The organism is Maribacter sp. IgM3_T14_3, from assembly GCF_049603095.1.
Classification (GTDB): domain Bacteria; phylum Bacteroidota; class Bacteroidia; order Flavobacteriales; family Flavobacteriaceae; genus Maribacter.
In genome coordinates, this window is record NZ_CP187138.1 from 3065083 (window position 1) to 3078507 (window position 13425).

Consider the following 13425-nt stretch of genomic DNA (forward strand, 5'->3'; position numbering starts at 1 on the left):
GTAACAAATTATACACGGTTTAGTCTAATGGATAGACAGTGTAAAAATTGTTCAAAATAACAACCAACATGATTGAAATTAAAGATCTTCATAAGTCCTATAAAATGGGCAAAAATTCCCTTCACGTTCTTAAAGGAATAAATTTTAATGTGGAAGAAGGCGAATTGGTAGCCATTATGGGCTCTTCTGGTTCGGGTAAATCTACCTTACTGAATATTTTAGGTATGTTAGATGAGTTAGATGAAGGTTCTTATACACTAGACGGAGTGGCTATCAAGAATTTAAATGAAACTAAGGCTGCACAATATCGTAATAAGTTTTTAGGATTTATTTTTCAATCTTTCAACCTTATCAATTATAAAAGTGCTGCAGAGAATGTTGCATTGCCACTTTACTATCAGAAAGTACCAAGAAAAGAACGTCAAGAAAAGGCTTTAAAATATTTAACACAAGTAGGGTTGAAAGAATGGGCAAATCATTTGCCTAGTGAACTTTCTGGTGGTCAAAAACAAAGGGTTGCTATAGCAAGGGCTATGGCGGCAGAACCAAAAGTGTTATTGGCAGATGAACCAACAGGTGCATTAGATAGTACAACATCTTACGAGGTAATGGACCTTATTCAAAAAATTAATGACCAAGGCAATACCATATTAATTGTAACACATGAACCAGATATCGCCGATATGTGTAAACGTATTGTGCATTTAAAAGATGGAGTTATTATAGAGGACAAGAAAATTGAACAAGTAAGAGCTTCAAAATATGTTTAGTAGAGATAATTGGAGAGAAATTTTTCAGACTATTCAAAAGAACAAGTTAAGAACATTCTTATCTGGTTTTACGGTAGCTCTGGGAATTTTAATTTTTGTGGTCTTATTTGGTTTTGGAAATGGTCTAATCAATACGTTTCAATTATTTTTTGAAGATGATGCACAAAATATAATTACCTTTTTTCCAGGTCAAACCACTAAACCTTATAAAGGGTATAAATCTGGTCGGCAGATAGAATTTGACAGATCAGATTTAGCTGATATAGAAAAAAACTTTCCAATGTTTTTGGAGTATGTTACCCCAAGAATAGGGCGAACTTACCTTACCAAATATAAAAATGAATCTAACAATTACTCCACACGGGGGGTTGCACCTTCTCATCAGTTTGCTGAGAAAACCATAATCATGAAAGGTAGGTATCTAGATAAATTAGATATTCTAAAAAAAACTAAAACTGCCGTAATTGGTAGGTTAGTTGAAAAAGATTTATTTGGTCAAGAAGATGCAATTGGTAATTATATAGATGTTGGGGGTAGTGTATTTAAAGTTGTCGGGGTTTATCAAGATGATGGCGGTGATGATGAGGAACGAAGAATTTATGTACCCTATACCACACTACAACTCATCGAGAAAAATAATGATAAAGTAGATCAGATAATTGTAGCTTTTAAACCAGAATTGGGCTATTCGGGTGCAATGGCATTAGAAAAAAGTCTTTCTACGTTTTTTAAAGAAAAGAAATATATAAACCCGAATGATCAGAACGGTATTTTTATACGAAACGTTGCTGAAGGCTTAAAGCAGACCCAACAATTGGCAAGGGTTCTTCAGTTGATAGTTGCTTTTGTGGCATTTGGGACTATTATAGCAGGTATTATTGGTATTAGTAACATTATGGTTTTTGTGGTAAAAGAACGAACCAAAGAATTGGGAATTAGAAAAGCACTTGGGGCTACACCAAAATCTGTAATTAGTACCATACTTTTAGAATCTATATTTATAACCACCATCTCTGGTGTTTTAGGAATGTTAATTGGTATCGCAATTTTGAGTTCCTTAGATAAAACTTTAGAAGATTTTTTTATTACCGATCCATACATAGATATGCCGGTAGCAATCTTTGCAACCCTTGTACTGATTATTTTTGGTGGTGTGGCAGGTTACATTCCTGCAAAGAGAGCAGCACGTATTAAACCTATTGTAGCACTAAGAGACGAATAATATGGGATTTTTATTTGATAGAAATACATGGCAAGAGATTTTTGGTTCTATTAGCAAGAATAGAACTAGAACGATAATTACCATAATTGGTGTTCTTTGGGGAATATTTATATACATAGCGCTTTCTGGTGCTGCCAAAGGGTTAGATAACGGGTTTGATAAAGTTTTTAAAACAGTAGCTGTTAATAGTATGTTCGTTTGGGCTCAAAGTACTAGTATGCCGTATGATGGTTTTAAAACAGGTAGACCGCTTCAACTAAAATTAGAAGATGTGCAAACCATACAAAATAGAATACCTGAAGTTCAATATATAGCGCCAAGAATTACACAGGGCGATTTTGGTTCAGAACCAGTATATACTGTTCGTGGACAAAAATCTGGTAGTTATATTTTAAATGGCGATTATCCTATTTATACCAAAATATCTACAAAGAAAATTTATGATGGTGGTAGATTTATTAATCAAGAAGATATCGATCAATCTAGAAAAGTAATTGTAATAGGTGAACGTGTGGAGCAAGAACTATATACGAAAGACGAAGACCCTGTGGGCACTTGGATCAGAGTTGGTAGTGTTTATTTTCAGGTGATCGGTGTTCATAAACTTGCACAAGGGGTCAGTTTTGATTCTGATACGGCTATGTTTATTCCTTTTACAACTTATCAAAAATTATATAATTCAGGTGATAATATTGGGTACATGTGTATTGCTGCATATGATAATGTAGATGTAGTACAAGTAGAAAAAGATATTAAAACACTGCTTAAAAATATACATAGAGTTGATCCCGAAGATGAACGCGCATTTGGATCATTTAATTTAGGTGCGGCTTTTTCTAAAATTATGGGTTTTGCCGATGGACTAACATTTATGTCTCTTGTAGTGGGTATTGCTACAATATTGGCGGGAGTTATTGGTATTGGCAACATCTTACTTATTTCAGTAAAAGAACGTACAAAAGAATTAGGGGTAAGACGAGCTCTTGGTGCAACACCGGCTGAAGTTAGAAATCAGATTGTAATGGAGTCAGTTTTTTTAACGCTCATTGCGGGTATATTAGGTGTCATTTTAGGTGCTGGATTTTTAGCTATTATAAATTCATTCACTAAAGATGTAGACTTCCCATATACTAACCCTACCGTCCCAATACCTTATGTCATAGGGGCATTAGTGATTATGGTGGTTTTGGGTACTTTAATCGGATTGATTCCTGCACAAAGGGCAGTTAGTATAAGACCTATTGAAGCTTTAAGAGAAGAATAATTAAGAACAATAACCAAATATTAAACGATAAACAACTATTAAAATGAACAAATTTGTAAAATATGCATTAATAGCTCTAGTAGTTCTTGGGGCTTTGTGGGCTGCAGTATTTTTTATTAAAAGTAACAGCAAATCATCAATTACCTATGAAACATCTAACCCTTTCATTTCTAATATTGAGAAGAAGACTGTTGCTACAGGTAAATTAATACCAGAAGATGAAATTGAGATTAAACCACAAATATCAGGAATTATTGAAAAAATTTATCTTGAAGAAGGGGTAGAAGTTAAAGCTGGCGATTTAATTGCAGTGATAAAGGTTGTTCCGAACGAACAAACATTAAATCAAGCAAAAGGCAGGGTGAATAGTGCCAACATATCTCTTAGTAATGTTAAGATAGAATTCGATAGAAACAAGACCCTTTTTGATAAAGGTGTTATTTCTAGTCAAAACTTTAATGATTTAAAGTTGCGTTTCGATCAGGCACAGCAAGAATTGCAAAATGCACAAGCAGATTATCAAATTGTTAGAGTAGGTTCGGCAGGTGGTTCTACAAGTGCAAATACCAATATTAGGGCTACGGTTGATGGAACTATTCTTGAAATTCCTGTAGAAGTAGGTGATCAGGTAATTCAAAGTAACACCTTTAATGATGGTACTACAATTGCTACAATTGCAGATTTGAGTAAAATGATATTTGAAGGTAAAGTAGACGAGGGCGAAGTTGGAAAATTAAAAGTAGGCGCACCTTTGAAAATTAATTTAGGCGCCATTGAAGGCAAAGAATTAAATGCAAAATTAAGATTTATAGCCCCAAAAGGTGTAGAAGAAACTGGAGCTGTACAATTCAAAATTGAAGGTGATGTAGAGAATAGCGAAGATATTTTTATTCGTGCAGGTTATAGCGCAAATGCTTCTTTAGTTTTAGAAAAGAAAGATAGTGTTCTAGTTATCTCAGAAGCCTTATTACAGTTTGATAGACAAACCGATAAGCCTTATGTTGAAGTAGCAGTAGGGTCTGTAGAAGATCAAAAATTTGAACGTAAGGATATTGAAATAGGAATTTCTGACGGAATTAATGTAGAGATTATTTCTGGCTTGACAAAAGAGGATAATGTTAAACAATGGAATAAAACTGAGCCTGTTAAGAAGGGAGAAGATGAAGGCGAAGAAAAAGAATCAGTAGAGTAAAAAGTCAATCAAAATACAAATCAAAACAATCAAAAAATGAAATTTAAAATCACAGGATTACTCATGATGTTTTCTGTTGTAGTAGGGATGGCCCAACAAAAGAAATGGAATTTACAAGAGTGTGTGACTTATGCTGTAGAGAACAATCTAACAATAGAACAATTGGAATTGGATTTAGCCTCGGTCAAAATAGATAAATCAGACGCGCTCGGCGCATTTTTACCTAATTTGAATTTAAGTTCTGGAGTTTCTGAAAGGTCAGGATTAGTTGTTGATCCAAATAGTAATGCAAATGTTTCTGGAACTATATTTTCTGTTACTCCCGGTATTACCACTGGCGTTACACTTTTTGATGGTCTACGAAATATCCATAGATTGAACAGAGCTAAATTAAATACTATCGCAAGTCAGTATCGTTTGGATGATTTGAAAGATGATATTCGACTTAGCGTGGCTAATTCATATTTGCAAGTACTATCTAATAAAGAGGCATTAGAGGTAGCTAAAGCGCAATATGCGGTAACTGAACAGGATTTGAAAAGAACAAAAGAATTAGTGGATTCTGGTGTAGTGCCCAGAGGAGATTTATTAGAGATACAGGCTACAGCAGCGACTCAAGAACAACAAATAGTTAATAATGAAGGTCTAATTTTAATATCTAAGATTAGTTTGGCTCAGATTCTACAAATAACGGATTATGATAATTTTGATATAGCAGATGAAGAGTTTAATATTCCTCTTTCAGATATTCTAAATAACTCGGCAAAGGATATTTTTTTTAAAGCTTTAGAGTTTAGGAACGATATTAAGGTTTCAGAATCTAATGTCGCTATTGCGGAAAAAGACAAACAAATTGCTAAAGGAGCACTTTATCCTACTATTAATGCTTTTTTTAATTATAATACGTTTTATACTAATCAATTTGGTCCAGTGGCAGACCCGGATAATCCAGGACAATTTTTGTTTGACCCTAATAATCAAGGAAACCTTCTCTTAACTAGGGAATCAATTACTAATCAATTTTATCTTAATGATGGTATTTCTTACGGTTTTCAAATTAATGTACCAGTCTTTAACGGGTTCAGTGTAAAGAATGATATGAAACGTGCAGCGATTAATTTAGAAAGTTCAAAGCTTCAATTAGAACAAGATAAGCTTGCCTTAGAGGCAGAAATACAGCAAGCATATGTCAATGTATCTACCTTTTTGAAATCATATGAAGCAGCTGAAAAAACTTTGGAAGCTAGAACTTTGGCTTTTGAGTATTCAAAAGAGCGGTTTGATGTAGGTTTAATGAACGCTTTTGAATACAGTCAGGCTCAATCTAGGATTGATAATGCAAAGGCAGATGTTATTAGAACAAAATATGATTATATTTTTAGATTAAAAATATTAGAATTCTATTTCGGTATTCCTATTTCTTTGGAATAGATAAGAATCTTAATGAAAAAGCCTGTAACATTTTTATGTGTACAGGCTTTTTCATTTTATAGTAAGTAATACCTTTGCAATATGGGTGTACTATTAAATCTAGAAACCTCATCAACAAATTGTTCGGTGTGTGTTGCTAAAGACGGCGAAATTCTTTCAATGAGAGAATTGAATTCGGCTAACTATTCTCATGCCGAAAAATTGCATGTGTTCATTGAGGAAGTGATGACAGAAGCTTCTTTAAAAATGGAAGATTTAGAAGCTGTGGCGGTCAGTAAAGGCCCTGGCTCTTATACTGGGCTTCGAATTGGTGTTTCGGCGGCAAAAGGCTTGTGCTATGCATTAGGCATCCCTTTGATATCTGTTTCCACATTAAAAAGTATGGCATCCCAAGTTAAAATTGAGAATAACGAAGTATTGATACCTGTACTAGACGCTAGACGTATGGAAGTGTATTCGTCGGTTTTTGATGCTGAACTCAATGAAGTAAGAGAAACAAAAGCTGAAATTATTGATGAGCATTCTTTTCAAGAGCATATCAAATCTAAACATATTCACTTTTTAGGTAGCGGTGCAGAGAAGATTAAAGAATTATTTTCATTAGACACGATAACTTATCACTGTGAAGTAGTGCCTTCCGCTAAAGAAATGGCTTCTATTTCAGCAGATAAATTTAAAATGTCTGATTTTGAAGATGTAGCTTATTTTGAGCCGTATTATTTGAAGGATTTTGTGTTACAGACTAAGAAGTCAAAAGCATAAAATTGATATAAATTGAAAAAGCCCTTGAGTTATCAAGGGCTTTTTATATACTATAAATCGAAAATTAATTTTTCATTTGTGTAATCACTCTTTGTGGGAACGGTATTTCAATACCTGCAGCATCAAACCTATATTTAATTTCTTCCATCACATAGAAATGTGCCGCCCAAAAATCACCATTATTTGCCCAAAAACGTAGGGTTAGGTTTACTGAACTGTCCCCTAATTCACCAACATATACTTCAGGAGCTGGTGTTTTATGAATTGTTTCGCGATCATTACATATTGCCAAAAGAATTTCTTTTGCTTCTTTAATATTAGAGTTGTAACCGATGCCTACATCAATTTTGTCTCTTCTCGTATCTTGAGCATTATAGTTCGTAATGGTATTATTAGAAAGTTGGCCATTTGGTATTATTGCTAGTTGATTACCGAATGTAGTTAGCTTTGTAGTGAAAATCGAAATTTCTTTTACTGTTCCATCAACACCTTGAGCAGAAATAAAATCGCCTATTTTAAAGGGTTTGAATAATAGTATAAGAACGCCCCCAGCAAAATTAGCAAGAGAGCCTTGTAGAGCTAAACCAATAGCCAAACCAGCAGAAGCTAAAATTGCAACTAAAGAACTTGTTTGAACCCCTAATTGGGTAATCACCAATATAAAAAGTATTATTTTTAAACCTATACTTATAAAGCTTTGTAAAAATGTTTCTAGCGCTAAATCATAATCTTTATTTGCGAAAAATTTACGAATCATTTTATTTATGAAACGTATGACATAGGTACCTGCTATTAATAGAAATATGGCCCACAATATACTAGGTAGTACATCCCAAAGCCAAGCTATAGCATTATCTGCATGTTCTTGCAGGTTCATTATTTTATCTAACATAATTTATTTTTTTTAAAACAGCCAACTTAACCAAATAACCTATGTGCTGTAAAAAATTGAGAGGCTAAACAATCGTTAAATAATAGGGGAAACAAGGTCTAAAGCTTTATTAGGTTCTTCAACCGGCATTTGACAGCTCCCATGATTACAAACATAGATGAGCGTCTTGTTCATTACATACCTATTCATCAATAAAGGTAAGTTGCTAGTTTTAGCATTTGATGCAGCAAATATAACATTTGGAAGATAGTTCTTCATTAGCGTTTTGCATATGGGTTTAAAATTTTCACCGATAGAGACCACTTCGAAGAATTTTTGATCCATTAGTAGCGAAAGATGAAGCCAGTTTGCATGATTTTGAGGATTTTTAATGATGGATGGTTTCATCGTTTTCATCATTTTATTCAATCGAACTTCGAAATTATCTTCTGGAAAATATTTAGATAGTTTATGAAGATTATGAGCCATTATCGAATTGGAAGCCGGAATTACATTATCGGCAACTTCTAATGTTTTTCTAATAAGCCCATCTTCATTATTAGAGGTGAAAAAGAATAATCCGGTTTCGGTATCTGAGAAATGTTCGATAACATAATTGGCTAATTGTAAACTATGATTAAGCCATTGTTCATCAAAAGATATCTCATAAAGTCCTAAAAATGCATCAATAACCGAGGCATAATCCTCTAAAAAGCCGTGAATTGTGCGTTTACCATTTTTATAGTTGCGAAATAGACCGCCATCTTCGGCAATCATATGTTCTAGAATGAAATTCGCGTTGTTTAGAGCTAATTCTAAATAGGTTTCATTCTCTAAATATTTATAGGCATCAGTAAGTCCTTTTAACGCCAAACCGTTCCATGACGTTAGTATTTTGTCATCTAATCTTGGTTTGTTTCTTTTCTCTCTCTCATCTTTCAATAATGAAAGACATTTAGAGATTATTTGCTGTAACTCCAATTTTGTAATAGAATGATTCATGGCAATGTCTAATGCGTCAGAATCTCTTATTAGAACATAATTATCTTCTTCCCAATACCCATAAGAGTTAATGCTGAAGTAATCTCTAAAAATCGGGTAATCGTCTTTTAACAATTGCTTTAGCTGAACTTCTTGCCAAACATAAAAGGCACCTTCTACTAACTTGTTATCATTTGTTAAACTATCTGCATCTAAAGAAGAATAGAATCCGTTGCTTTTATCTAAGAGCTCTTCTTGAAGAAATCTTATACTTTTCTCAACAACATTCTTGTAAAGTTCATTTTTTGTAGCAGCATAAGCATTAGCATATAAACTAATTAATAACCCATTGTCATAGAGCATTTTTTCGAAATGGGGTACATGCCATTTCGTGTCTACAGAATATCTAGAAAAACCTCCACCGACATGATCAAATATGCCTCCCCACGCCATTCTTTTTAATGTGGTGTTTACATATTCTGCTACGTTATTGTCTTGTTTAGTATGAGAATAATGTAATAGGAAGTTAAGGTTTGTGGGCATCATGAATTTTGGTGCGCGCTTATATCCTCCTAAAAAAGTGTCAAAATATTTGGTCCAATCATTGACCATTAACTCAATTTCAGCGACTTGTATATATTCTTGATTATCACTTGAGTTTACAGCATTAATTTCTTTTAAACCGCTTGCCATATTTTCTGCATAACCAATAATCTTATTAGGGTCATCAACATATAGTTGTTGAAGTTGATTCAAAACTTGTATCCATTCTTGTTTTTTAACGAAGGTTGCACCCCAGAAAGGTCTGCCATCGGGCAATGCAAGAATATTTAATGGCCAGCCACCACTGCCTGTCATCATTTGTAGGGCATCCATGTAAATATGATCAATATCTGGTCGCTCTTCCCTGTCAACTTTAATATTTATAAAATGGGCGTTCATAGTTTCGGCGACTTCTTCATCTTCAAAACACTCGTGTTCCATAACATGGCACCAATGACAAGCAGCATACCCAATACTTATTAGTATTAGCTTTTTCTCGTCTTTTGCTTGTTGTAAAACTTCGTCATGCCAAGCTTCCCAATGTACAGGGTTGTGTGCATGTTGTAGTAAATAGGGACTACTTTCTTTAATTAGATTATTAGTGTGCTTTTGTGGGGTTGACATCGAATGTTTTTAGTTTTAAGTACAAAAAAAAGCGCCTTAATGGCGCTTTTAATCCTTTTAGGTGATGGTTATTTCACTTCGAAAGTGATTTTCACGTTCACTCTATAATTCTTGATTTTTCCATCTTCAACGGTAGCACTTTGCTCGTTGATATAAACCGACTTAATATTTTTTACTGATTTAGATGCTTCAGATACTGCTTTTTTAGCTGCGTCTTCCCATCCATTATCAGAATTTGCTAATATTTCGATTACTTTTAAAACTGCCATAATTAATGATTTTTAGATTTACCGTAAGTTACAAAAATTGGAGGCAAACTTTAATTCATTTCAATTATTAATTAACCGTTTAGCGCGACAACTTCATTTACTTTATCTCCCATCATATTTTTCAGCATCGTTTCAATACCGTTTTTCAAAGTGAATGTTGATGATGGGCAACCACTACAAGCTCCTTGTAAAATTACATTTACAGTTTTGCTTTCTGCATCGTATGATTGAAACATAATGTTACCACCATCGCTAGCCACCGCAGGTTTTACATATTCTTCTAAAATATCAACTATTTCTTGAGAGGTTTCATCAAGCGCTATTGTGCTCTCTGCCGATACAGTTTCAGAAACCTGCGCTTCTGCGCCTATTGCTTTTGCATTGTCAGCAACAATCTGCTTGCCATCTGCGATGAAATTTCTGATTACTTCGCGTAATTCAATATTGATATCTTCCCAGTCGGCAACTTCATATTTAGATACAGAAACGTAGTTTTCGTCTATAAATACTTGTTTTACGAACGGAAACTGAAATAGCTCCATCGCTAGTTTAGAATCTCTTGCCTCATCAATATTTTTGAACTCGAAGGCCGATGCTACAATTTTCTTGCTGGCAACAAATTTCATGGTAGATGGGTTCGGTGTAACCTCTGCGTAAACTGTTACAGGTACAGGCTTATCCATGTCTTCTTCTATAACGATAGGCTCCCCTGAATTCAAATACTCAACTAGTTGTTGTGCAACTTCATCTTTCACATCTTCCCACTGAACTATGTCATAACGTTCTAGTCCTATAAAATCACCAGAAATATATACCGTTTTGATAAAAGGCAGGTAGAATAATTGCTGCGCTAAAGGTGAGTTTTTAGCCTCATCAATATTCTTGAATTCGTAATTCTTACGTTGAACTAATATGTGATTAGTTTCGAACTTTAATATATTTGGGTTATTGGTCTTAACGACCGTAATCGAATACTCTTTCATTTCATCAAAAATTTTACACAAAAATACAAAGGAAATCTTAGTTTAGCAGCACATAATAATGTTCAGGTTAACTCGTTATAAACTTTATAGTATCGAAACTAAACCTAGTTTTAACATCCCAAGATGAAATACAACTTTTTACTGATATTGATTTTTCTTTTTATAGGTTCAAAATCTTCGGCCCAAGAGGGAATTCCCGTGTATTTTGATTATTTGTCAGATAACTACTATTTGGTTTTTCCATCTATGGCTGGTATTGGCGAAGGAGGGAAGGTTAGGGCTACGGCTAGAAAACAATGGTTCGATGTAGATGATGCGCCGAGTTTGCAAACTATTAATGCACATTTTAGATTAGGCGATTCGCCTAGTGGTATTGGTGCTATCATATTTAATGACGCTAATGGTTACCACTCTCAAACAGGGTTAAAGTTAACATACGCCCACCATTTAAGAATGGGTAGTAATGATGTTAGGGTGCTAAACCAATTATCATTTGGACTAAGTGCAACTCTCTTGCAAAGTAGTTTAGATGAAACTGAATTTAGATCAGCTACACCCGATCCTGCAGTATCAGGAATTAAATTAAGTTCTTCATATACAAATGTAGATATTGGTTTATCGTATAATTATCAAGAATTTTATACGCACTTTGCAGTTACAAATGCATTGACAGGCAGCAAAAGAAATGTTTATTATAGAGATAGACAAGATAATCCTGATCAATTGGTAATCGATAATATTAGACGTTTTTTAATCTCTACAGGATACGTTTTTGGAAAAAGTGAGTGGCAATTTGAACCATCTGTTCTTTTTCAATTAACAGAGTTTACTAAAGAAAAAACTCTTGATATGAATGCTAAAGTATATAGAGATGTAGATTTTGGTCGTGTTTGGGGAGGTATTTCTTATAGAAGAAGTTTTGACGGAGTACAATTTCAAGACAATGGTACTTTTGGAGAACAACGTTTGCAATTAATTACGCCAATAGTGGGGGCGAACATTAATAACTTTATGGTTTCTTATAATTATTCATACCAAATGGGCGATATTCGATTTGATAATGGAGGGTTTCATCAAATAACTCTTGGTTATGACTTCGGGCAAACTGGTCGTAAATATGACTGTTACTGCCCAGCAGCGAATTAATAAGACACTATCCCATTAACTGTGTAAGTTAAAAATAACAGGGGTTGGACTTTTATCTAAAGTCTGACCCTTTTTTCATAGATCGTCAGGAACTGATTTAGGATTATGCCCCAGTTCCTTACAGGCATCGACCACTTTTTGGTGGCCTCCCTTACCGCCAAATATACGGATTTCATCACGGCATCGTCCGTCGGGAAGGACAGCTTGTTCTTGGTGTACTTCCTGATCTTGCCGTTCAGGTTCTCGATAAGGTTGGTGGTATAGATTATTTTCCTGATCTCGATGGGGAACTCGAAGAACACGGTAAGCTCGTCCCAGTTGTCCCTCCAGCTTTTGACGGCATAGGAGTACTTCCCTTCCCATTTGTCCGCAAAGTCCTTTAGGGCGGCCTTCGCCGCAGCTTGTGTAGGTGCGTTGTAGATAAGTTTCATATCTGTTGTAAAGGCTTTTTTGTCCTTCCAGACAACGTACCTACAGGCATTCCTTATTTGATGCACCACACATATCTGGGTCTTGGATTCGGGGAACACGTTCTTGATGGTCTGGGTGAACCCGTTCAGATTATCGGTTGCGGTTATCAGGATGTCCTCGGTGCCACGGGCGCGTATATCGGTCAGTACGCTCATCCAAAAAGCGGCGGACTCGTTCTTGCCCAACCAAAGCCCAAGGACCTCTTTCTTACCGTCCCTGCGCAATCCTACCGCGATATAGACCGTTTTGTTGATGACCTTCGAGTTCTCGCGTACCTTGAACACGATCCCGTCCATCCAGACGATAAGGTATATCGGTTCCAATGGCCTGTTCTGCCAAGCGACGATGTCCCCGGAGATCTTGTCGGTTATCCTCGATATGGTGGATGTGGAGATATCGAAGTTGTAGACCTCCCGTATCTGCTCTTCGATATCGCTGTTGCTCATTCCCTTGGCATAGAGCGATACGATCACGTTCTCGATACCGTCGACCATATTACCGCGCTTGGGCACGATCATGGGGTTGAAACTGGCATCCCTGTCCCTTGGCACCGCGATCCTTGATTCCCCGAAGGAGGTACGGACTTTTTTGGTCGAATGGCCGTTACGTGTGTTCCCGTTCCTGGCCTTTCCATGTTTGTCATAATCGAGGTGGCCGTCAAGCTCGCCTTCCAGCATCTTCTCGATACCACGTTTTTGGAGTTCTTTCAGAAAACCGTTCAGCTCGTCACCGGTCTTGAACTGTTTTAAGAACTCATCGTTGAATAATTCCTCTTTCTTCATAATGGTGTGAAAATTTAAAGTTAAAAAAATAGCGGGGGCATGCCCCCGCTATTTTTTTATTTACACACTTTATGAGATAGTCCTATTAATAAAAAGGTCTGCTTATTTATAAGC

At 35.4% G+C, this 13425-nt stretch carries 12 protein-coding genes; 7 read left to right on the forward strand and 5 right to left on the reverse strand.

The genetic code is table 11. From position 1 onward, the window contains the following. Window positions 1–68 precede the first annotated feature (68 nt). The 6 genes from ACPF9A_RS13650 (at window position 69) to tsaB (ending at window position 6641) form a co-directional block, all read left to right on the forward strand. The gene (locus ACPF9A_RS13650; RefSeq protein WP_423997772.1) at window positions 69–770 is read left to right on the forward strand and encodes an ABC transporter ATP-binding protein; all 702 of its coding nucleotides are present in this window, start codon (window positions 69–71) and stop codon (window positions 768–770) included. Continuing rightward, window positions 763–1992, forward strand: coding sequence for an ABC transporter permease (locus ACPF9A_RS13655; protein ID WP_423997774.1), 1230 nt, complete (start codon window positions 763–765; stop codon window positions 1990–1992). Before ACPF9A_RS13650 ends, ACPF9A_RS13655 begins: the two co-directional genes overlap by 8 nt. A 1-nt stretch (window position 1993) precedes the next feature. Beyond that, window positions 1994–3256, forward strand: a complete 1263-nt coding sequence (locus ACPF9A_RS13660; RefSeq protein WP_423997777.1) for an ABC transporter permease — start codon at window positions 1994–1996, stop codon at window positions 3254–3256. Between the two features lie 43 nt (window positions 3257–3299). After that, on the forward strand, window positions 3300–4448 hold the full coding sequence (locus ACPF9A_RS13665) for an efflux RND transporter periplasmic adaptor subunit (RefSeq protein WP_423997779.1): 1149 nt from the start codon (window positions 3300–3302) through the stop codon (window positions 4446–4448). 36 nt (window positions 4449–4484) lie between these two features. Beyond that, window positions 4485–5879 (forward strand): TolC family protein, encoded by a 1395-nt coding sequence (locus tag ACPF9A_RS13670; RefSeq protein ID WP_423997781.1) that lies wholly within the window; start codon window positions 4485–4487, stop codon window positions 5877–5879. An 81-nt stretch (window positions 5880–5960) separates the two neighbouring features. After that, complete coding sequence (gene tsaB / locus ACPF9A_RS13675) at window positions 5961–6641, forward strand: tRNA (adenosine(37)-N6)-threonylcarbamoyltransferase complex dimerization subunit type 1 TsaB (protein WP_423997783.1); 681 nt, start codon at window positions 5961–5963, stop codon at window positions 6639–6641. A gap of 64 nt (window positions 6642–6705) precedes the next feature. Here the strand turns inward: tsaB and ACPF9A_RS13680 are convergent, their stop codons facing one another. From ACPF9A_RS13680 to ACPF9A_RS13695, 4 genes are all read right to left on the reverse strand, one after another. After that, complete coding sequence (locus tag ACPF9A_RS13680; RefSeq protein ID WP_423997785.1) at window positions 6706–7533, reverse strand: mechanosensitive ion channel family protein; 828 nt, start codon at window positions 7531–7533, stop codon at window positions 6706–6708. Window positions 7534–7608: 75 nt separating this feature from the next. Next, window positions 7609–9660 carry a thioredoxin domain-containing protein gene (locus tag ACPF9A_RS13685; protein ID WP_423997787.1) on the reverse strand — a complete coding sequence of 684 codons (2052 nt, stop codon included), beginning with the start codon at window positions 9658–9660 and terminating at the stop codon, window positions 7609–7611. Window positions 9661–9728: 68 nt separating this feature from the next. Then, window positions 9729–9929 carry a dodecin family protein gene (locus tag ACPF9A_RS13690; RefSeq protein ID WP_027064938.1) on the reverse strand — a complete coding sequence of 67 codons (201 nt, stop codon included), beginning with the start codon at window positions 9927–9929 and terminating at the stop codon, window positions 9729–9731. A gap of 71 nt (window positions 9930–10000) precedes the next feature. Further along, window positions 10001–10912, reverse strand: coding sequence for a NifU family protein (locus tag ACPF9A_RS13695; protein WP_423997790.1), 912 nt, complete (start codon window positions 10910–10912; stop codon window positions 10001–10003). A 123-nt stretch (window positions 10913–11035) separates the two neighbouring features. On the opposite strand from ACPF9A_RS13695, the gene ACPF9A_RS13700 reads away from it, so the two are divergent. Beyond that, the gene (locus ACPF9A_RS13700) at window positions 11036–12058 is read left to right on the forward strand and encodes a PorP/SprF family type IX secretion system membrane protein (protein WP_423997791.1); all 1023 of its coding nucleotides are present in this window, start codon (window positions 11036–11038) and stop codon (window positions 12056–12058) included. 56 nt (window positions 12059–12114) lie between these two features. Here the strand turns inward: ACPF9A_RS13700 and ACPF9A_RS13705 are convergent, their stop codons facing one another. After that, on the reverse strand, window positions 12115–13311 hold the full coding sequence (locus ACPF9A_RS13705) for an IS256 family transposase (RefSeq protein ID WP_423997793.1): 1197 nt from the start codon (window positions 13309–13311) through the stop codon (window positions 12115–12117). Window positions 13312–13425: the final 114 nt, after the last annotated feature.